At 67.4% G+C, this 20,783-nt stretch carries 17 protein-coding genes; 6 read left to right on the top strand and 11 right to left on the bottom strand.

Translation table 11 applies throughout. The annotated features are described in order from the left end of the window. The first annotated feature begins 8 nt into the window (after nucleotides 1–8). Together ACLARN_RS09350 and ACLARN_RS09345 are read left to right on the top strand one after the other, a co-directional pair. The gene (locus tag ACLARN_RS09350; RefSeq protein WP_409490913.1) at nucleotides 9–401 is read left to right on the top strand and encodes a YybH family protein; all 393 of its coding nucleotides are present in this window, start codon (nucleotides 9–11) and stop codon (nucleotides 399–401) included. 34 nt (nucleotides 402–435) lie between these two features. Then, on the top strand, nucleotides 436–1,611 hold the full coding sequence (locus ACLARN_RS09345; RefSeq protein WP_409490912.1) for an acyl-CoA dehydrogenase family protein: 1,176 nt from the start codon (nucleotides 436–438) through the stop codon (nucleotides 1,609–1,611). Nucleotides 1,612–2,092: 481 nt separating this feature from the next. Here ACLARN_RS09345 and ACLARN_RS09340 read toward each other — a convergent pair whose 3' ends face one another. Next, complete coding sequence (locus ACLARN_RS09340; protein WP_409490911.1) at nucleotides 2,093–3,490, bottom strand: flavin monoamine oxidase family protein; 1,398 nt, start codon at nucleotides 3,488–3,490, stop codon at nucleotides 2,093–2,095. A gap of 163 nt (nucleotides 3,491–3,653) precedes the next feature. Here ACLARN_RS09340 and ACLARN_RS09335 point away from each other — a divergent pair, with 163 nt between their 5' ends. Further along, a complete protein-coding gene (locus ACLARN_RS09335) occupies nucleotides 3,654–4,070 on the top strand; it encodes a YybH family protein (protein ID WP_409490910.1) in 417 nt (138 codons plus the stop codon). Nucleotides 4,071–4,409: 339 nt separating this feature from the next. Here the strand turns inward: ACLARN_RS09335 and ACLARN_RS09330 are convergent, their stop codons facing one another. Genes ACLARN_RS09330 through ACLARN_RS09320 form a run of 3 tightly spaced genes read right to left on the bottom strand, consistent with a single transcriptional unit; the run spans nucleotide 4,410 to nucleotide 7,956 of the window. After that, the gene (locus ACLARN_RS09330) at nucleotides 4,410–5,753 is read right to left on the bottom strand and encodes an FAD-dependent oxidoreductase (protein WP_409490909.1); all 1,344 of its coding nucleotides are present in this window, start codon (nucleotides 5,751–5,753) and stop codon (nucleotides 4,410–4,412) included. 25 nt (nucleotides 5,754–5,778) lie between these two features. Beyond that, nucleotides 5,779–7,416, bottom strand: coding sequence for an acyl-CoA carboxylase subunit beta (locus ACLARN_RS09325; protein WP_409490908.1), 1,638 nt, complete (start codon nucleotides 7,414–7,416; stop codon nucleotides 5,779–5,781). Nucleotides 7,417–7,443: 27 nt separating this feature from the next. Continuing rightward, nucleotides 7,444–7,956, bottom strand: coding sequence for a flavin reductase family protein (locus ACLARN_RS09320; protein WP_409490907.1), 513 nt, complete (start codon nucleotides 7,954–7,956; stop codon nucleotides 7,444–7,446). 176 nt (nucleotides 7,957–8,132) lie between these two features. Between ACLARN_RS09320 and ACLARN_RS09315 the strand changes: the two genes are divergently transcribed. Next, complete coding sequence (locus ACLARN_RS09315) at nucleotides 8,133–9,695, top strand: aspartate aminotransferase family protein (protein WP_409490906.1); 1,563 nt, start codon at nucleotides 8,133–8,135, stop codon at nucleotides 9,693–9,695. 40 nt (nucleotides 9,696–9,735) lie between these two features. On the opposite strand, the gene ACLARN_RS09310 is transcribed toward ACLARN_RS09315, so the two are convergent. Then, complete coding sequence (locus ACLARN_RS09310) at nucleotides 9,736–12,039, bottom strand: BTAD domain-containing putative transcriptional regulator (protein WP_409490905.1); 2,304 nt, start codon at nucleotides 12,037–12,039, stop codon at nucleotides 9,736–9,738. A 326-nt stretch (nucleotides 12,040–12,365) separates the two neighbouring features. On the opposite strand from ACLARN_RS09310, the gene ACLARN_RS09305 reads away from it, so the two are divergent. After that, complete coding sequence (locus tag ACLARN_RS09305; protein ID WP_409490904.1) at nucleotides 12,366–13,091, top strand: hypothetical protein; 726 nt, start codon at nucleotides 12,366–12,368, stop codon at nucleotides 13,089–13,091. A 350-nt stretch (nucleotides 13,092–13,441) separates the two neighbouring features. Here the strand turns inward: ACLARN_RS09305 and ACLARN_RS09300 are convergent, their stop codons facing one another. From ACLARN_RS09300 to ACLARN_RS09290, 3 genes are all read right to left on the bottom strand, one after another. Further along, the gene (locus ACLARN_RS09300; protein WP_409490903.1) at nucleotides 13,442–14,332 is read right to left on the bottom strand and encodes a helix-turn-helix transcriptional regulator; all 891 of its coding nucleotides are present in this window, start codon (nucleotides 14,330–14,332) and stop codon (nucleotides 13,442–13,444) included. Between the two features lie 127 nt (nucleotides 14,333–14,459). Further along, complete coding sequence (locus ACLARN_RS09295; protein WP_409490902.1) at nucleotides 14,460–15,581, bottom strand: epoxide hydrolase family protein; 1,122 nt, start codon at nucleotides 15,579–15,581, stop codon at nucleotides 14,460–14,462. Between the two features lie 28 nt (nucleotides 15,582–15,609). Beyond that, nucleotides 15,610–16,998 carry an MFS transporter gene (locus ACLARN_RS09290; RefSeq protein ID WP_409490901.1) on the bottom strand — a complete coding sequence of 463 codons (1,389 nt, stop codon included), beginning with the start codon at nucleotides 16,996–16,998 and terminating at the stop codon, nucleotides 15,610–15,612. Nucleotides 16,999–17,077: 79 nt separating this feature from the next. On the opposite strand from ACLARN_RS09290, the gene ACLARN_RS09285 reads away from it, so the two are divergent. Next, nucleotides 17,078–17,662, top strand: coding sequence for a CGNR zinc finger domain-containing protein (locus ACLARN_RS09285; protein ID WP_409490900.1), 585 nt, complete (start codon nucleotides 17,078–17,080; stop codon nucleotides 17,660–17,662). A gap of 209 nt (nucleotides 17,663–17,871) precedes the next feature. On the opposite strand, the gene ACLARN_RS09280 is transcribed toward ACLARN_RS09285, so the two are convergent. From ACLARN_RS09280 to ACLARN_RS09270, 3 genes are all read right to left on the bottom strand, one after another. After that, entirely contained in the window at nucleotides 17,872–18,675 is an 804-nt protein-coding gene (locus ACLARN_RS09280; RefSeq protein WP_409490899.1) for an SDR family oxidoreductase, read from the bottom strand. Nucleotides 18,676–19,245: 570 nt separating this feature from the next. Continuing rightward, nucleotides 19,246–19,662, bottom strand: coding sequence for a hypothetical protein (locus ACLARN_RS09275; RefSeq protein WP_409490898.1), 417 nt, complete (start codon nucleotides 19,660–19,662; stop codon nucleotides 19,246–19,248). A gap of 121 nt (nucleotides 19,663–19,783) precedes the next feature. Then, nucleotides 19,784–20,740: a ketopantoate reductase family protein gene (locus ACLARN_RS09270; RefSeq protein WP_409490897.1), complete on the bottom strand. Its 957-nt coding sequence runs from the start codon at nucleotides 20,738–20,740 to the stop codon at nucleotides 19,784–19,786. Nucleotides 20,741–20,783: the final 43 nt, after the last annotated feature.

Here is a 20,783-nt window from a genome sequence, read left to right as displayed (position 1 = left end):
CTTCAATCATGACCAGAGCGCTCGACTTCGAACTCGTCGACGATGCCGCAAAGGCGACCGAACACTACGTCCGCGCCGTCAACGCCGGCGACGTGGACGCGGTGGCCCGGTTCTACACCGAAGACGCCATCGCCGTGCGTGACGGCCAACCGCTGTCCGGCCAGGCCCTGCGAGCGCACCTCGTGGAGTTCATCGGCAAGCGGCCGGCCATGACCGCCACCGCGAAACACATCTACGAGGCGGGTGACGCCACCCTGCTGGTCACCGAGTGGACCGTGGACCTGCCCGGTGAGAACGGCGAGACCGAGCACTTCGAGGGCCTCGGTCTCGACGTGCTGCGCCGGGGCGAGGACAGCAAGTGGCGGTACGCGGTGGACGACCCGGAGAGCGAAAACCACTGACCCGGCCGAAGAAACGAAAGGAGGGAACGGAACCATGACGAACGACCAGGACGCCGCCGCCGTGCTCAAGGCGGTCCGCGACATCGTGCCCCGGCTCCGGGAGAACGGCCACAAGGCCGAGGACGCGCGCTGGATCCCGGACGAGAACGTCGACCTGCTGGACAAGGCGGGCGTTTTCCAGATCGCGACGCCTCGCCGGTTCGGCGGGCTGGACCTGCCGCTGGCCGACCAGTTCGAGATCCTCGCCGAGATCGCCCGCGGCTGCGGTTCGACCGGCTGGGTGTCGATGGCGTGGGTGTCCACCGCCTGGCTGGCCACGCAGTACCCGGACAAGGCCCAAGAGGAGATCTTCGCCAATCCGTCGGTGCGGGTCTCCGGCGGTTTCGCACCGACCGGCACGGTCGAACGGACCGAGGGCGGTTACAACCTCAACGGCACTTGGCGCTTCAACTCCGGCTGTCGCGGCGCACACTGGGATCTCCTGGGGGTGACCCTTGAGGAGCCCGACGGCGAGCACCGGGAACTGTACGTGATCGTGCCGATGTCGGAGCTGTCCATCGCGGACGACTGGCACGTCAGCGCGGCCGCCGCGACGGGCAGCTCGTCCACGACGGCCAACGACGTGTTCGTGCCCGCGCACCGGGTCATCGACGCTGGCGACGCGCTCTTCGGCCTCACCGGCGACCGGTCGAACACCGGCGCGAACGGCCGGAACTACGGCCTGATCGGGTTCGTGATGACGGAGTCGGTGGCTTCCTACGTGGGCATGGCGCGGGCGGCGTACGAGCTGTTCGTGTCCAAGGTCGGCGGCAAGCCCATCGCCTACACGCCGTGGGAGGACCAGAGCGAGCACCCGCTGACGCAGCTCAAGGTTTCCTTGGCGGCCAACAAGATCGCGGCGGCGGAGTCGCTGGTGGCACGGTGGATCACCCTCCTCCAGCAGCGTGCCGACGCGGGTGAACAGCCGACCGCCGGGGAAAAGGCGACCGGTCGCGGCCAGTGCGGCTACGCCATCCAGCTGGCCAAGGAGGCCGTCGAGGAGCTGCAAAGTGTCAGCAGCGGCTCGGCAATCATGCGGAACTCCCCGTTCCAGCGCTTCTTCCGGGACATCGAGGGCCTGGCGCTGCACGGCATGATGACGCCGAACTCGAACCTGGAGGTGCACGGCCGGGTGGAGCTGGGACTGGACCCGAACACCTACCTGCTCTGACCCACCGCACCGACAGAAAAGTCCCTCGTGAGCAACGGCGCTCACGAGGGACTTTTTGTCGCTCAGCCGCACTGACTCTCTCAGTACCGGTGCCCTGGTCGTCTGAAGTACATGATGGGCCCCTTCCTTGCGCTAGGCGCAGGGTCCCGGCAAAGTCGCAGAGCTGCTGGTCAGCGCTGCTCTTGGTAATCCGGGCTTGACATCGCTGGTGCCCGCAAGGGTCGAGCGGGGAGGATTCCGGACGTTGAACGTCCGGAATCCTCCCCGCTCAAGGGGGCTCCGCAACCGGTGTGACCGCTGACGATGAAGGAATTGGGACACTCAACGTCCCAATTCCTTCATCGTCAGCCTCACGCAGGCGGCGAATAGCCGCCTGACCTGCAAGATCTCGACTTTGCCGGGACCCTGCGCTAGGCGCAAGGAAGGGGACCTTCATGTACTTAGCACGCGCCATACTTGTGACTGGTGGAGCTACCGGGGCTCAGCCCAGGCTTCGAGCCGCGCGCACACCCGACTCGATGGCTCCGTCGATGTAGCCGTTCCATCCCCGCGCGATGTCGGCGGTGGCGAAGGCGACACGACCGGAGGGCCGTTGCAGCGCCTCGTGCAGGCGCGTGAGCTGACCTGGTTGCAGATAGGCGGCCGCACCCAGCGAGAACTCGTCCTTCGCCCAGTTCTGGGCCTTGATCGCGACGACGTCCGCCTTCGGTTCCAGCGCCCGGACGGCGTCCTGGACCTGACGCAGGTCGGTTCCGTCGAAGGTGTCGTGGAAGCTGAACGCGACGAAAAGCTGGCCGTCGTCCAGCTGAGCGAAGGGAATCAGGCTGCCGATCGGGTTGCCCTCGGCCGGCTGGGCGTAGACCCGGCCGATGTCACCGCGGATGTGCAGCCAGATCTTCGTCCCGTTGGGCACGCCGATGCCCTCTTGGGTGGCGGCGGCGTGGGCCGCGGGCAGCGCCGGGGTGAACGCGATCTTCTTCCACACGTTGACCGGTACGGCGACCACCGCGATCGGCGCGGTGAACCGCTCCCCCGACCGCGTGGTGACCACGACCTGCTTGCCGTTGTCGGCGACGGAGGCCACCGGGGTCCGCAGCCGCACCTGGGCACCCGAGTCGGCGAGGATCGCCTGAAGCAGCGCGCCGGTGCCGGGTTCGACGCGGTAGCGCCCGGTCGCGTTGCCCCAGGCGCTGTTCGTGCCACCGGCGAGCGCCCACCATTTGGCCATCTGGGTGTAGGCACCGCGGGCGTTGGTCCCGCCCGCGTAGGACGCGGTGAAGCCGTTGATCCAGCCTTCGTCCTGCGGTGGCAGCCGAAGCTGGTCGAGCCGCCCGCGCAGGGAGAGCCCGTCGATCGCGCGCACGTCGGCGTCACGGAACAGCGGGTCGAAGGGCCGGTCGAAAAGCGCCGGGGCACCTTCGAAAACGCGGCCGAGCAGTTCACCGATCCGGCCGAACGCCTCGGCAGGCGGGAACGAGCGCGGCCCGCCGTCGGTGGAGAGGATCACGCGATCCGGGCCGGGATCTTCGACGATCGGCAGGCCGTAGCGCATCATCTCGGCCCACACATGCGGCTGGCTCCAGTGCACCCAGGTCCCGCCGCGCTCGACCTTCTTGCCGAGGAAGGTATCCGTCCAGGTCCGGCCGCCGACCCGGTCCCTTGCCTCGAGGATCAGCGGACGCCGTCCCCTGGCCCGCAGCTCCTTGGCCGCGGTGGCACCGGCGAAACCGCCGCCGATCACGATCGCGTCGTAGGCGGCCACCTCCTCGGCCAGCCCCTGCCCAGGGAGGGCACCGAGGCCCACGGCGGCGACCCCCGCGGCGGTCAGCAGACCCCGCCGCGACAGCCCCTCAGAACGTTGCGTCGTCACGATGGACATGCCTTTCTTTCCGCGAAAGAATATTTATTCCCACGGTACTCAGGCACCGAATCCGCCAGTCATCGAATGGTCTTCTCACCGGCGATTACCCGGGAATGAGTGCCGCCCGGATAGCATTGATCCGGCACACACCTGGATATCCAGAAAGCAGGGAAGTTGGGTTATGACCGCTAATCTCGAAATCGATCTCGAGAATCCGGATCTCACGGCCGACCCGGAGATCCAGAACGAAGTGTTCATGCGAGCGTTCAACTCCGGTGACGGCAACATCTTCAACCGGCTCTACCGCGAGGACGCGATCTCGAACCTGTCCGGCGGGCCGCTGCGCGGTGAGGAGCGCAAGCAGTTCATCGTCGATTTCATCGCCAAGAAACCGCATCTGAAGTCGACCGTCCGCAGCGCGTGGGTGGCCGGGGACGTCTCCCTGGTGATCGTGGACTTCGACCTCGAGGTCGAGACCGAGCCGGGCAAGCGGGTGACACTGCACGGCTCCTGCACCGACGTGATGCGTCGGGGCGACGACGGCAAGTGGTCCATGGTGATCGACCGCCCGATCGCCGATGACATGCCACAAGCCTGATCAGACCTGCGAAAGAAGCCCCCGGTGGTTCGGCACCGGGGGCTTCTTCGCGGGCTCACCGCGTTCAGGGGAGGTAGGTCACGGCACGGCGGTCCAGACGGACTCGGACGTGCTCCGAGCGTCCACAAGGGACACTTTCTCACGGATACCGGCACCCTGTCGCCTGAAGTACATGAAGGCCCCCTTGCTTGCGCCTAGGTACAGGAAGGGGGCCTTCACGCGCCACCGTTGTGACTGGCGGGGCTACCGGGGCATGTTCCGAGTCCGACCCAGCCGTAGGTACCTAGAACACGATTGGCCCTAACCCGAATCGCCACTCACGATCCCATTTTCCCGGCTTCAGGCCGCGGCCTCGCCACGCGAGTTACGCAGGACGCGCAGCAACATGGCGGGGCTCATCAACGCCTCGGGGGTGGTCACCAGTCCGGTCATCTTCAGATAGGCGGTGGCCACCTTGCCGTCGCGCGTGGCGGCTTCCAGCACCTTCCCCACGTAGGCGTGCCCCATCTTCACCTTCATGGTCCGCTTGCCCGGCACGTCCGGGAAGCCCAGGTCGCCGGTGTTCATCATCTCCCACGGCGCGTCCAGGACGTCGCGGGCGAGTTCCTTCAGGTACTGCTTCGGCCGCGGCCCGGCGCCCGACCGCAGGTGCTCGCGCATCGCCAGCGCGCCCAAGGCGGAGATGGTCATTCCCTGCGCGTAGGTCGGGTTGAAGCTGCACACCGAGTCACCGACGACGAACAGGCCTTCGGGGAAGTCCGCCAGGTTCTCGTAACGGCGGCGCAGGTTCGCCGGGAACCGGTACGCCACCGGGTCGTCCAGCGGTTCCGATTCGGAGATCGCGTCGTAGATGTCCGGGACCGGCAAGGATTTGATGAACGCGAGGAAACCCTCGTTGTCGGTCGGCGGATGGTCGTCGAGGATCCCGTAGGCGGTGAGTTCGATCTTGTCCCCGTGCTTCCCGCAGATCGCGCCGCGCGGCAGCATCGGGGAGGCGATCACGTTGATGGAGATGTCGCCCTGGTAAGGATCCGTCTTGAGCCGGTAGTGCCGGGTGGCGTAGCCGATGCCGATCTTCAGGCGCTCTTCCTCGACGCGCGGGTACCCCAGCTCCGTCAGCCACACGGGTGTCCGCGAACCGCGGCCCATCGCATCGACCACCAGGTCACCGGTGAGGGTCTCCTCCGCGCCGTCCGGCCCGCTCACGTTGGCACCGAGAACCCGGCGGCTGTCCTCGGAGGTCGCCAGGCTGAGAATGTCGTACCCTTCGAGGAACGTCACGTTCGTCAGCGCCTGGACGCGGCGGCGTATGTGGTACTCGAGGAACGGACGGCTGGCGGTCACCGCGACCAGCCCCGATTCGTCGCGGGCCAGCGGTTTTCCGTTGAAGTACCACCGCAGGTTGCCCGCGACGTCACCGATGCCGGCGCCGTCCGCCTCGATCTCTTCGGTGAAACCGGGGAACAGTTCCTCGATCACCTGTTGTCCCTTGGCAAGCAGACCATGCACCTGTTTGCCCTGTGGCACGCTTCGCCGTGTCTCGCGGACCCCGGTCAGGACGTCGCGATCCACCACCAGCACCTGCGAGTACGACTCGGAGAGCACCCGCGCGGCGAAGAGCCCCGCGACACTCCCGCCGAGTACGATCGCACGTTTTCCGGCCTGACCGCTCACCGCGGTCACCTCCCTGTTCCTCGATCGATCCGGGTCACTGCGGGATGTTCCCGTGTTTGCGTTGCGGCGACGGCTTGCGCTTGTCCCGCAACATGGCCAGCCCGCGCGCGACCATCGCACGCGTCCGCGCCGGGTCGATCACGTCGTCGACCAGACCTCGTTCGGCCGCGTAATAGGGGTGCATGAGCTCGGCCCGGTAGTCACCCGTCAGCTCGGCGCGCAGCCGGACGGGATCCGCCGAACCGGCGAGTTGCTTGCGGTACAAGACGTTCACCGCGCCTTCGGCACCCATCACGGCGATCTCGTTGGTGGGCCACGCCAGCGAGAGGTCCGTTCCGATGGAACGCGAGTCCATCACGATGTACGCGCCGCCGTAGGCCTTGCGCACGATCACCTGGATTCGCGGCACAGTCGCTTCGCAGTACGCGTACAACAGTTTCGCCCCGTGCCGGATGATCCCCGCGTGCTCCTGCTCCTTGCCGGGCAGGAAGCCGGGGACGTCCACGAGGGTCACCAGCGGGATGTTGAACGCGTCGCAGAACCGCACGAATCTCGCGGCCTTCTGGGAAGCCGGGATGTTCAGCACACCGGCGAGCACCAGGGGCTGGTTCCCGACGACACCGACGACCTCGCCGTCGATCCGGGCCAGCACGCACACCACGTTGCCCGCCCAGTCCTCGTTGACCTCGAGGAAATCCTCGTCGTCGACGAGTTCCGCGATCACGTCACGCATGTCGTACGGCTTGTTCGGCTCGACTGGGACGATCTCGGCGAAGCGGGGCCGCTCGTCGTACGTGTCACCACGCCGCGGTGCGGACGGCGGAGATTCCAGGTTGTTGCGGGGCAACAAGGACACGAGGTAGCGGACGTCCGCGAGACAGGTCACCTCGTCCTCCCGGACGAACGCGGCGACGCCCGAGTGTTCGCCGTGCACCTCCGCGCCACCCAGCTCGGCGTGCGTCACCCGCTCACCGCTGACGGCCTCGACCACGTCCGGTCCGGTCAGGTACATCTGGCCGATTCCCTTGACCATGAACGTGAAATCGGCCAACGCCGGCGAGTACGCCGCGCCGCCCGCGCACGGGCCGAGCACCACGCTGATCTGGGGGATCACGCCGGACGCGGCGACCTGGCGGCGGAAGATCCCGCCGTAGCCGTCCAGCGCGGGCACGCCTTCCTGGATCCGGGCCCCGCCGCTGTCGTTCAGCGCGATCACCGGCGAGCCGGTCGCCAGCGCCAGATCCAGCACCTTGTGGATCTTCGCGGCGTGCGCCTGTCCGAGGGATCCGCCGAACACGGTGAAGTCCTGGGCGTAGACGAACACCTGGCGGCCGTCGATGGTGCCCGCGCCCGTGACGACACCGTCGGTGTGCGGGCGCTGGGCCGAAGCCGTGAGGCCGTGTTCCTGATGGCGGCGGAACATGTCGATCTCGACGAAGGAATCCTGGTCCAGCAGGAGGTCCAGCCGTTCCCGCGCGGTGCGTTTGCCCAACCGGTGCTGGCGTTCGGCACCGCCGCCCGCCATCGCCCGCTCACGGATGCGGTCGCGCTCCTCGAGCAGCGTCCGCATCGTCCTCGCCACGACGGGCACCGCGCGATGCGCGCCGTTCCCGTTGGCCGCCCTCGGCTGCGGCCCGGGCATGAAGTCGATCCGGGCGGAGTTCACGAGCATCGAAGGTCTCCCTGGTGTCCGATGTGGTCACTGCGCCCGCGGCACGGCTTTGCCGAAACCGCCGTCGAAGAACAGCAACCCCGGCCCGCCGGAGCCTCTCGCCAGGCTGAGCAGTCCGCCGACGAAGATCGTGTGGTCCCCCGCCTCGTAGGAGGAGACGAGCTCGCACTCCATCCACGCCAGCGCTCCCGCGATCAGCGGAGCCCCGGTCCGCGAGCCCGGAAGCCAGTCCAAGGAAGCGAACTGGACCGGCCCGAGCGGCCGGTGCCGGTCGGCGAAGTACCGCGCGACCCGTTCCTGGTCCGCGTGCAGGATCGAGACCGCGAACCCGCCCGCGGCACTGATCGCGCCGTTCATCACGGCCGTATGCGCCACACAGCACAGCACCTGGGGCGGGTCCTGGGACAACGAGGTGAACGCGTTGGCGGTCATCCCGTGGACACGCTCCCCGCCGACCGTCAGCACGGTGACCCCGGTCGCGAATTGCGACATGACCTCACGCAGGCCGACAATTCCGTCGTTGAGCACCGGAGAATTCATCTCGCACCCTTTTCGACCGTGAACAGGTGAATCGCTGGGACACAACGAAAACGACCCTACCGACGCGCCGGACCGATCGGCAGACTCCTCGGTCATGGCCGAGTAACCCTGGCGGCGACCGGCACTGATGAACCGGCGATGCCCGGCGAATGACCGGCGAAGGGCACGGTGGCACTATGAATGGGAATGCCACCGAACCCGAAATCACCGAGCCGAACATGCGCGCGCTACTGGGGAGCGTGGGCCTCGACGTCGAATACCTCCGGGCGGAGGGAAACACCCTGGTCCAGGCTGGCGCCGACGGCGAAGACGTCGCCGTGCTCGATCACGTCGGCGGATACGGCTCGCTGCTGCTCGGGCACAACAATCCCGAGATCGTGGCGCACGCCAAGAAGCTGCTGGACGCGCGCACACCCGTACACATTCAGTTCTCCCGGCATTCATCCGCGAATCGGCTGGCGCTGGCGCTGAACCGGATCCTGCACCGGGAACTGGAAACGACCGAGGATTACCTGGCGTTTTTCGCGAGCACCGGCGCGGAGGCCGTCGAAACGGCGATCAAACACGCCGAACTGGACCGCCGGATGCGCATCGGCGCGCTGATCGCCGAAATCGACTCCCATGTCGAAGAGGTCCGTGCCGCGTCGCGGTCAGGCAGCGCTTCGGTACCCGGATCCGTGCAGGCGGAACTCGGGGTGTCCGGGCCGGAGGAGCTCATCGCCCACGTGCGTGCGCACAACGAGGCCCTCCTCGCCAAGCCGCCTCTTTTCCTTGCACTGGAAGGATCCTTCCACGGCAAACTGGCGGGCAGCGTGCAACTGACCCACAACCCGGTGGTCCGCGACCCGTTCCAGGCGCTCGCCGCGCAGGCCAGGTTCGTGCCGATCGACCGGCCGGACGCGCTGGCCAAGGTCGTCGACAGTGAGCAGGCGGCGCTGCTGGATCTGACGATCGACGCCGGGGTGGTCACGGTCGCGCCGAGGAACTACCCGGTGTTCACCGCGTTCCTCGTCGAGCCAGTCCAGGGCGAAGGCGGGATCAACGTCCTGAGCGAGGAGTTCACCACGCAGTTGCGCCGGACCGCCGACGCGCTGGACGTCCCCGTCGTCGTCGACGAGATCCAGTGCGGGATGGGCCGGACCGGGACCTTTCTGGCCGGATCCGCCGTTGGCCTGCGCGGGGATTACTACACCCTCGCCAAGAGTCTCGGCGGTGGGATCGCGAAGATCTCCATCCTGCTGATCCGGCAGGCCAAGTACCGGCCGGAGTTCGAGTTCCTGCACAGCTCGACGTTCGCCAAGGACGGCTTCTCCACCGCGATCGCCCTCAAGGTCGTCGAACTGCTCGAGGCGGAGGACGGCGCGGCGTACCGGCGGGCGGCCGAGCTCGGCGCCCGGCTCAAGTCCGCTTTGGACGGTGTCGCGGCCGACTTCCCCGGTGTGGTCAAAGCCGTCCGCGGCAAGGGTTTGATGCTCGGGCTCGAATTCGAGGACCAGACCGGATCGCCGTCCGAACCGGTCCGCGCCGCCGCACTGCAAGGCATCCTCGGCTACGTGATCGCCGGCTACCTGTTGCGTGAGCACCGGATCCGGATCTTCCCCACCGCGAGCGCCCCGAACACGTTGCGGTTCGAGCCGTCCCTCCAGCTGACCGACGAGGAGATCGAGCAGACGGCGACGGCGCTGCGCGCGGTGAGCGCGATCCTGCGGGACCGGCCGGACCGGATCTTCCAGCCGTGACCGGGCAGGGGCGGACTCCGCCCCTGCCACGGTTGTCCGTTCACCGCCGCGGCGCGGGCACCTTCGGTTCCTCTTCGTCGAAGGTCTGCTTGGCGCCGTGGCCGAGCAGCAATCTGAGGTACTCGCGGCGGTTGTCCGCCACCGGTCCCGCCTCGCCGTACTGGTGGCCGCAGTAGCCGCTCACCAGCCGTTCGAGTTCGCTGTCCATCATGTCGGTGAGCGATTCCGCCAGCTTGTCGATGGCGTCGTCGGACAGCGGTTCGAGCTTGATCGTCACGCTTTGCGCGCCACTCCCCCAGTCCGGGTTGAGCCCGAGCAGTTCCGGCAGGGCGGTGGCGACGATCATCATCGGCACGCCCTGCTGGGTGGGCTGGGCCAGCCGCCGTACCCATTGACGAATGGTCCGGTCGCACCGGTGCAGGTCTTCCACCACGACCACGAGCGGGGTGTCCTGCGCGACCAGCGCGAGAAACCGCTGCCACATCTGCAAGGTGTCGGCCGCGTCGCCGGAACTCGCGACCCTGCTGTTGTCGCCGCCCGCCGCCAGTTCGGCGAGCGGCACCAGACCGGACATCAGCCATTGGACCTCGCCGTCGTCGAGGGCGAGTTGCTGAAGCGCGGCCTGCACCTTCTCCCGGACCGACGACCGGTCGTCGCCGGGCCGGACCCCGCAATAGCCCGCGAGGATGTCCGCCTGTACGGCCAGCGGGCTGCCGCCCGGCCCCAGTGACGAACGCCCGATGAGGAACCGGGCCATCCCCTGCGGCCCGCCGTACCGCTTGGCGAATTCCCGCACCAGCCGGGTCTTCCCGATCCCCGGGTCGCCGATCACCGTCACCATATGGCAGCGGTTGCGGTGAATGGCCCGGTTCAGCACTCCCCGCAACAGGTCCAGTTCGCTGTCCCGGTCCACGAGCGGCACCACGTCCTGGTAACCCAGGTACTCCGGCCACGGTTCACCGACCTGCCAGCCTGCCCGCACATCGGTCATCGGGTGGTAATTGACCACGGACTGGGTGGACAGGCGGGTGTTGTCGCAGACCAGGATCTCGTCATCCGGGACGTCGTTGAGCATCGCCTGGCATTGGTCGAGCAGAGCGCCGTTGACCACCGTCGGCGTATCGGTCTCGCCGTTCTGGTAGCGCACCCTCGCCTTGCCCGTCGCGACGGCGGCGTGCACCGCCAGGCCGCGGACCACCGGCGTGGTGCGCGCCGCCAGCATGGCGGAGACCCGCAGTCTTTCCCGAACCGCGATCGCCGTCTTGACGGCTCGCACCGCGGTGTCCGAAGCGTCCGCGGGACCGAAGACCGCCATCGAGATGGACCCGAACGACGCGACCACCACGCCACCGCGTGCCTCGGCTTCCTCACGGATGGTCGCGGACATGCACTCGAAGGCCTCGTCGACGTCCTCCGGCGCGACCTCCGAACCCTGCGGGCTGAGTTGCGTGCGCACCACGATCACGCTGACCGGCTGCCGTTCGGTGGCGTCGGGGTTCTCCGGCGGCTCGGGTTCATCGGCGAGCACCGGCTCCGGCCTCCTGTCGACCGCCACTTCGACGCGCTCCCTGCTGTCGGGCAGCACCAGTCCGGTCGAGCCGAGCGACGGGTCGTGCGTCAGGATGGAATGCTGGAGCACCTGCAGCTTCCGGCCCGGCTCCAGACCGAGTTCGTCGATCAGCTGGGTGCGGACCCTGGCGTAGACACTCAGCGCGTCCGCCTGCCGTCCGCACAGGTAGAGCGCCCGCATCAGCTGACCGCAGGCACGCTCACGCAAGGGTTCCGTCTCGACCGTCGTCTCAAGCTCACGCAAGATCTCATGGTGGCGGCCGCATCCGAGCTCGGCGTCGAAGTACTCCTCCAGCGCGTCCAGCCGGGCGTTCTGCACGGCGGTCAGTTCCGGCCAGGCCGCCCCGGCCTCCACGAGATCGGCCAGCGCGGGGCCGCGCCACAGCGCGAGCGCGTCACGCAGGACCGCGCTGGCCTGTTCGGCGTTGCCGCTCGCCAAACCGACCCGGCCCGCCGCGACCATCCGCTGGAACCGGTAGAGGTCCACCGCTTCCGGATCGACCCGCAACATGTATCCCGGCGCCTGCGTCAGCAACTCCGGCTCACGGAGATCGCGAACGCCGGGTGTGAGCAGACTCCGCAGGCCCCACACCGCGTTCTGCAGGATCTTGCGTGCCGACATCGGCGTCTCGACCGGCCACAAAGCCTTCATGAGCTGACTCGTCGCGGCCACCCGGTTGGCGTTGAGCAGCAGGAAGCCGAGTGTGCCGCGTTGTTTGATCCCGCCGAGCGCGACCTGCCGCTCGTCGACGAGAACCTCTAACGGACCGAGCATCCTGAAATGCATCACGTCCCCCCTCGGATGTGATGGCGCAACACGGCCCGCGATCGTCCACGGATCGGCGAGCTTGTTCGTTCGAGGGCCAGGTGACGCCGGTGTCACCCACCACGCGGCCAGAGTTCCGCAGGTGGCCGATCGCGCCATTGGACAGACACAAAACTATGAAACCCCAGTTGCCACGAATTCTTCGTCTGGCAAAGGTGGCGGCCGAAGACACGAATTGACTTCACAACTCAGGCTGACACCTGAAATCGATTCAACACGGTGCACCGTGTTCACTGCAAGTGATATGCATCACATGACTTGCAGAATTCGATCGCTTGATCGAAGGCATTCACTTCGACCCTTCCCACCAAAATGGCGTATTGACTGAAATTGTTCAGTCAACTATGCGCCCGCTCGATCCCGAGAACACCCGATCGGACCAGTGCGCCCCAGCCGAACTCCGCGCTAAGCCAGGCCTGGCAACGGTTGCGATCACCACGTTCACGACGGCGCGGATTGCGAATGCGGCTATCGCGACACAGGACCACGGTCGCCGCCGGGAAGAACAGCGCCGGCACACACGGTCGCCGCAAGAACACCCGAATGAGCCGCTCACCAGCCACGACAACCGTCAGTACTTCACCGCGAAATGCCACGCCTGTTTCATCAGGGGAAACCGACTTGACACCGCACTCTGTCGAGATAGAGTATTCGCCCTTTTCGTGAGCCCGATCAATTCGTGGAACACTCGCCACTCACGACCACGACTGCCAAGAACACCCTCGACCGCAACCCATGTCGAACCGTGCCGCTACGGCAAAGGCAGCAACGCCCTGTCGCTGCCCCGGCACTGGTCCGAGCGCACGATCATCCTGCTGGTGATGCAGACGCTCGACAACTCCATCACCGTGTCCGGCCAACGCACCCGCACCGGCCGCCACAAACGGGTCTCCGGGCCGGGGCCCGGGCAGCGGCGTCATCGACCCGTACCACCGGTGCACGGATACGACGGCCTGCACATCGTCGACGGATCGACCATCTCGGCGACACCCCGTCCCTGACCATCACCGCGCAGGCGGAACGGGCCATGTCCTACTGGCCCAATCACGGCGACGCCGACCGGCGGATCGACCCGGTGCCACCACGGAATCCCACGGTCCCGGCCGACGCGCCGTCCCCCACCACCGCGGCGCGGCCAGATGCATCGCGAGCAGCGCGCAACTCCAGAACTGTTGGGGAAAGGCAATGGTGGCGTGGCGGCGGGAGTGGCTTCGTCAGGGAGACCGGTATCGAACCACCCCCAGCACAGCCGAGCGGGGAAGATTCAGGACGTTCAACGTCTCAATTCTTCCCCGCTCAACCTTCCCCGCAGCAACAAAACTCACTCAGACGGACTGAAAAGGTCGAAATTTCAGCTGAGTGCTTGAATCACGGTCGCTAGCCTCTCCTGGCTAGCCGCCCACGACGCCAATAGAGCCAGACCGTCCGCGGTCACCGTGCCGGCGGGCGCGGTGTAGACGGTCAGGAGCAGGCCGGGTTCGGCAGGCAGCTCCATCGACTCGACGTCCAGGTCGAGCTGGCCCACTACCGGATGGTGCATACGTTTGCGTCCGGACCGGTGGAGCCGAACGTCCTGAGATGCCCACCGCTGCCGAAACAGTTCACTGCGTGTCGATAATTCACCGACCAGGGCGATCAGCTCCTCGTCGTGTGGATTGCGGCCGGCTTCCATGCGTAGCTTCGCGGCCACATCGCAGACGATTCGGTCATAGTCGACGAAGAACGTTTTTGCCGCTTCGGGATCCAGATACACGAACCGCGCGGTGTTCGCCGGCCGTCGCGTGTCGGCCAGCACCGGTGAATACAGCGCGCGGGCAAGGTGATTCATGGCCAGCACGTCATAACGGCCGTTGCAAATCCACGCCGGTGCATCGGTGATGGCGTCGAGTACCTGCTGAAGCGCCGGACGCACCGTCGCGGCGGGTCGCCGGCGGCGTGGACCGCCGGGCGCCCTGGACTGCCGTGCAAGGTGGAAGAGGTGATCGCGCTCGGCCTCGTCAAGTTGCAAGGCGGAGGCCAGCGCGTCGAGCACTCCGTCGGAGGCGCCGGCGAGACTGCCGCGCTCCATACGCACGTAGTAGTCGACCGATACCCCTGCCAGTAGAGCTACCTCTTCGCGACGCAGACCTTTGACCCGGCGGTTGCGGCCGTAGGCGGGCAGTCCGGCCCGCTCGGGCGCGATCCGCGCGCGACGCGAGCTCAGGAATTCCTTGATCTCGGTGCGCAGATCGATCATGGCCACCCCTTCACCATAGGTCCTGTCCGCAGGCGAAGGGAGGTTCTGCTCGTACCCCCCACACGCAATGCCTCCGTCGACCGGGATGCGGACGCCCGAAGATCGCCATCGAGGAGTGAGCGCCCGCGGACCGTCAGCGGAAGAGGCGAAAGAACCCGCGCACCTGCTCGACCAGCGACTTCGGCTGCTCTAGCGCGGCGAAGTGGCCGCCTCGCGGTAGTTCCTCGAACGAGCGCAGGTCGGTGAACCGCAGCTCGGCCTCCCGGCGCGAGGGGCGGGTTATGTCGCGCGGGTAGACCGCCAGCCCGGACGGCGCCGTGACCTTGTCGCGGAAGTTGGCGAAGCTCTCCCAGTACAGGCGCGCCGACGACGTGGCCGACGCGGTGAACCAGTAGACCGAGATCTCGTCGAGGAGCTTCTGCCGCGACACCGCGTCCTCGAGGTCGCCGTTGTGGTCAGTCCAGGCCCAGAACTTCTCGGCGATCCAGGCGGCCTGCCCCGCCGGGGAGTCGGTGAGGCCGTAGCCGAGCGTCTGCGGCCGGGTCGCCTGGAGCGCCGAGTACCCCCGGCCGGTGCGCTGGAACTCCTTCTCGGCCTCGAGGTTCGCCAGCTCCGCGGGCGTCGGGTCGTCGAACGCACCCGCCGCGACGGATCCCAGATTCAGGTGCACGCCGGCGACCCGCTCGGGTGCCACCTCGCCCAGCGCGCCGGACACCGCCGAACCCCAGTCACCGCCCTGCGCGCCGTACCGTTCGTAACCCAGCGAGACCATCAACGTGTCCCAGGCGCGCGCGGTGCGAGTGATGCCCCACCCGGTCGTCGACGGCTTGTCGCTCCAGCCGTATCCGGGCAACGACGGCGCGACCACGTGGAATGCGTCCGCCGGGTCTCCGCCGTGCGCGCGCGGGTCGGTCAGCGGACCGAGGACGTCCAGGAACTCGAGCACCGATCCCGGCCACCCGTGCGTGAGCACGAGCGGGAACGCGTCCGGCTCCGGCGAGCGGACGTGCAGGAAGTGGATGCCCAGCCCGTCGACGGTGTCGCGGTACTGCGGGAACACGTTCAGCCGCTCGGCGAACCCGAAGTCGTAGTCCTCGGCCCAGCTGCGGCACAGCTCCTGCGCATAGGCCAGCGGCAACCCCTGTGACCAGTCGTCGACCGGCTCGGGCTCGGGCCACCGTGTCCGTCGCAACCGTTCACGCAGATCCGCGATCTCGGCTTCGGTGATGCTGGCCTCAAACGGCTCGGCAGCCACAGCGGGACTCCTTTCCCAGCGGGACATTTCAGGGTTGGTGGCCGGCGCCAGGGCGCCGGGTCAGGCTGAGGACGAGTCCGGCCAGCGGGAGTGCCGCGAGCACGGCGAGGGCCACCGGCACCGGCACGATGCCGGACAGGCCCGCGACAGCGGCCGGACCGATCCCGCCACCCAGGAAGATCATGAAGTTGAGCAAACCTTGTGCGGTGTCGCGGTCGTGCGTGGCGACCAGTTCCGGGGCGAGGCCCACCAGGACGGCCTGGGCGCCGGTGAACCCGCACACGGTCAGCGCCGCGCCGACGACAACCGGGACCGGCCCGGCGAAGACCGCGACCACGAGCACGCCGGCGACGGTGAGGGCAGCGAGCCCGGCCGACACTTGCCAACCGGTGAACCGATCGGTCAAGGCACCGACCAGGCGCCCGGCCAGCACCGAGCAGGCGGCGGCCGGGACCAAGAGCGCGCCCGCTTCGAGGGCGCCACCGCCCGTGGCCTGCTCGATCAGGGACGGGGCGAGGAACAGCACCCCGTAGTAGCCGGCGAAGACCGTCGCGCCGATGAGGCCGGCCGGCAGGAAGCCGCGAGCCGCGATCACCCGCCGGGGTACGAACCCGTCGGGCGTGCGCCGCACGCGCCACCACAGTCCCACTGCGGCGAGCGCACCGGCGGCAGCCACGACCAGCGTGACCGGAGTGGACAGGCCGATCGAGTGCACCTGCAGCAACGTGATCAACGATCCGGCGAGCACCGAGAGCACGGCCGCGCCGACGATGTCGAGCTTCTCGGCCGAGCCGTCCCCCTCACCGCCACCGATTCGCGTGAACGAGCGCCTACCCGCCAAAGTGACCAGCAGGAGGGGCAGTGCGACGACCGGGAAGGCGAGCACGGCACGCCACCCCAACCATGCGGTCAGCGCCCCGCCCAACAGGGTCCCGCACGCCGACGCCGTCGCGCTGGCGGCCGCGATGATCCCCAGCGCGCGGGTCCGTTCCCGCCCAGGAAGGGAGGTGACCGTGGCAAAGACGGAGATCACGGTCGCACCCGCCCCGGCTCCACCGATCAGCCGACCGGCGATCACGACCGGCAGCGTCGGGCCGGCGCCTGCGAGCGCCGAGCCCGCGGCGAGCACCACGACCCCGGCGACGAGTACCCGGAAGGGGCTCCACCGGGCCATCAGCCGGCCCGCGACCGGCATCGCGAGCGCGGAGGTCAGCGACCACGCGGCGAGAATCCAGGCCGTGGCACCGAACGGCACCGCGAGTGCGCGGCCGATGGCAGGCAGCGCCACCGACGGTGCTCCCAGTGCCACATACTGCGGCAGCACCAGCATTCCCAGGGCCAGCCCCAGCCGGCGCCCGTCCGGGGCGTGGTCCAATCCGCCGCTGAGGGCTCCACCCGAGGGGATCGTCTGCGGCATCGTCGTCTCCTCCGGGCCAGTGGTGACATGTGACAGCTACTATGGATGTCACCATAGGAACGCGAAGGAGATACGTCAAATGCTCGATGCGTGTTACACCGAGTCGGCGGTCCAGACGGCCGTCGACCTCGCCAACACCTTGAAGCCAATCAAGGAAGAGGACGCGCTCGAGACCGTGGAGCAGCTCCGGGGCTTCCTCGACAACCATCCCCCGGCCGGACCTCCGAGTTCGGCCGCGGACCAAGTGAGCGGTCTACCGCGGCTCACCCGCGCCGACCTGGCAGAGGTCCGCGCGTTACGCGAGACGGTGCGTGCCGTGCTCGAACGAGCGAACACCGACGCGGCCGGAATTGCGATCCTGATCAATGACGGCCTGCGTCGCAGCCGCGCCACCCCGGCGCTGCGCCACGACCACGACCGCTGGTGGACCGAGGTCACCTCCGACACCGACCGCTGCGCGGCACACCTGGCCGCGACCACGCTCAGCGCACTGGCCGGCGTGATCGCCACGCTCGGCCCGACCCGTCTCGGCGTATGTGCCGGACAGAACTGCCGAGGCACTTTCGTGGACCTCTCGCGCAACGGCTCGAAGCAGTTCTGCACCCGAACCTGCGCACACCGGGCCAGCGTCGCGGCCTACCGGAGCCGGCGCAGCCCGCGTTGAGCATCGGCACATGACCTGCTCCGGTCGGCTCCAGGGTCCGTCCGAGCCGGTGAGCACTAGACCAAGACTTGTCCGACACGCCTAGTGTCGCGTGATCCTGCTTGCTTGATGTCGGGTTTCGTTCCTCGGACGGAGATCTCGCGAGATCTCCGTCCAATCACGCGAGATCTCCGTCCAGTCACGGGTAAGACCTGCAGGATCACGCGACACTAGGTACCTGATGCGGTCGTGGCGGTGCCGCCGTCGACCGGGATGATGGTGCCCGTGAGGTAAGACCCGGCCCGGCTAGCGAGGAACACGGCGATGCCCGCCATGTCGTCGTCACGGCCGAGCCTGCGCAGAGGGGCCTTCGCCGCGATCGTGTCGCCGACGGCATCGATCGTGGCCGCCATCATCTGCGACGGGAACACTCCTGGGGCTACCGCGTTCACCGTGACGTGCTGTGGGCCCAGCTCCCTGGCAAGCACCCTGGTGAGTTGATGGAGTGCCGCTTTGCTGCTGGCGTACGAGTAGTTGGGCGCCTCGGCGACGTGGATGGCGGCGATACTGCCGATGTTGATGATCCGCGCGGGATCATCGGCGGTGCCCGCCCCGCGCAGTGCGGGCAGCAGCGCCTGCACCAGCCAGAACGGCGACTTGAGGTTGAGGTCGATCACTGCGTCCCATGCCTCGGCCGGGAACGTCTCCAGCGGCTCGCGCCACATCGCTCCCGCGTTGTTGACGAGGATGTCCAGGCGTTCCGAGTCGGCCTTGACCAGATCAGCGAGGCGCTGACACTCGTCGTACCTCGACAGGTCGGCGGGGATTGCTTGAACGTCGCCGAATTCGGACAGTAGACGCTGAGCCTCCGCGCACGCGTCTGCCTTGCGTGAGCTGACGACGACGCGGGCGCCCGCCTGCAGAAGGCCGCGCGCGATCATCATCCCAATGCCCCTGGTGCCGCCAGTGACAAGTGCATACTTCCCACTCAAATCGAAAAGGTCTGTGTGAGTGGTGAACTGGTTGTTCGCCATTGGTCTCCATCATTTTGTCATGGCAAGCATGTCCTGACGCGGTCGCGCGTCCGGTACAGCTGTGCGTGTCCATCAAGTGTTGTCGGCGCTTTCGTCCAGGGCGCCGACTTAAACAGGTTGACAGGCATCCTGGACGCCTGGGAGACCCTGGTGATACAGGTACTGTGAGAGCCCCCTTGCCTGATGCGCTAGCCCACGCTGCCGAAATCCCCTCCTGCACAGCCGAGATTGACCTGTCGGGTGATCCGGGCCGGCCGCAGGACGTCGGCGCGCTTGTCGATGAACCGCCTCGAGAGCATTTCGGTCAAGCACGCGTGCTCATGCCGACAATCTGTTCGATATGGACGTCCGCTCGAACTCCGCAAAGTAGCCTTGCGTGATTTGCAAGTTCACGTGTCCGAGCAAGGCCGCGCCGACATGGATCGACAGCCGACCGCCGGACGTTTCCCGTGTTTTGAAGGCCAGGTGAACGCGCGCACCCGCCACGCTTGCCTTACCCCTCAATAATTTCCGCACGCACCGCGGCGGAAACGTGCACCGGTACGTCAAGACCGAAAGCTGACCACGGCCTCAACACGCCGGCGGGCTGAAGCTACCGTTCTGTGCGACGACATCGCCGATGTCCGCGAAGCCCACGTGGTTGTTCTGATGACTGAGGAGGAGCACCCAGTTGTTGCCGCGAGGACTCTTCCACCCCGGGTACTGGCAGATGGCCGCCACGTCGTCGGCAGGCAAGGGAAAGCCCTCGTTGACCCACCCCTGGTTACAATTGGTGTAAGGGCACTGGAAGAGCGAGAGCAGGTTGAACTTGGCGTAGACGCCGGCTCCGATTCCCGCCGGATCGGCTGAATCCTGACCACGCTGCCGGCCGTCGACGGCCTGGATTTCTTGCAGCCCCGACTCGGTCTTCCCTTGAGCGGAAGCCGAGATCGACAGGAACAGTGCGAACATGGCTACGATAATCGCAAAGTTGCGGAGCAGTTTCACGACAAGGATGTCCTTTCGCGATTCCTGGGCTCAATTCAGTGACGTTCTCATTGTCCGCTGTGGCAACGTGCTCCATCGACGGCCATTCAGCACAACACAGTTCCGCCAACCGCCCGTGGATTCAGACTCCCTCACGGGCGAAGTTCGGTTCCGCCGCTTCCAATCGCGGCACCGCGATGCCCAATCGTCGCGCTTCAGCGAGGGTGTCCCGGCAGACCTCACGAGGCTCCTCGGCCTCGGGGTCGGAGTGCGCCGTAAAACTCACGCACACCACCGCGACATGAACGGTCAGCCAGGCGAGCACGGCGGCCGTCAGCCAGGTGGGCGCACGGAACAGCAGCCCGCCGCCCCGGTGACGTCGAAGATCCAGGCCCCGCGCCTCAAGAAGCGGCAGAAGTTCACGGCTGGTCAGCAGCGCCTCGCGCAAGTCGCCCCTTGCTCCGGCCAGCTTGGCCAACGATCCCAACCGCAGGCCCTGCGAATGCACGCCCGCGTCCGCCACGAAATGGATCCACAGCCAGCCGCGGAAGTCCGGTCGCTCCCGGAGCCGGAACCCGGCCTCGCGAAACACTTCGCGCACGGCCCGCTCACGGTCACTCAAAGACTGGCCGAGGGTGCCGAAGATGGCCATCGGAAACAGTGACCCGCGGAGGACGCCGTCCTCGCCGAAGCCGCCGCCTGCTTGGGGGAAGCCCCAGGCGACCTGGTCGACGGGAAGAGCGCCGATCGCGGCCAGCGGCTCGGCCCAGATGTTGCCGAAGACCAGCACCGTGGCTTGGCCGACGCGCGGTGCCAGGAAGGCCGCCGCCTCCTCGAGGCGGTGGTGCTGCACGCTGAGCACTATCAGGTCGAAGTCGTGGTCTGGCTCCAGCGCCTCGCGGTAGCGCACCGGCCACTCCTCGACGACGCGCTGCCCCCACGGTCGGCGCCGCGCATCGAGCAAATCGAGGTCGACAGTGTCCCCGTACGCCGCGGCGCGGCCCGGCCGGACGTAGAACTCGACTTCGTGCCCGGCCCGTTCCAGGACCCAGCCATAGATGGTGGCGATCACGCCTCGGCCGAACATCAGGATCTTCACGTTTGCACCTCGTGGAGTACGATCGATCTGGAGGTCATCTCCA

Source organism: Amycolatopsis sp. cmx-11-12 (assembly GCF_046269425.1).
Classification (GTDB): Bacteria; Actinomycetota; Actinomycetes; order Mycobacteriales; family Pseudonocardiaceae; genus Amycolatopsis.
This window is presented reverse-complemented; position numbering and strand designations above follow the sequence as displayed.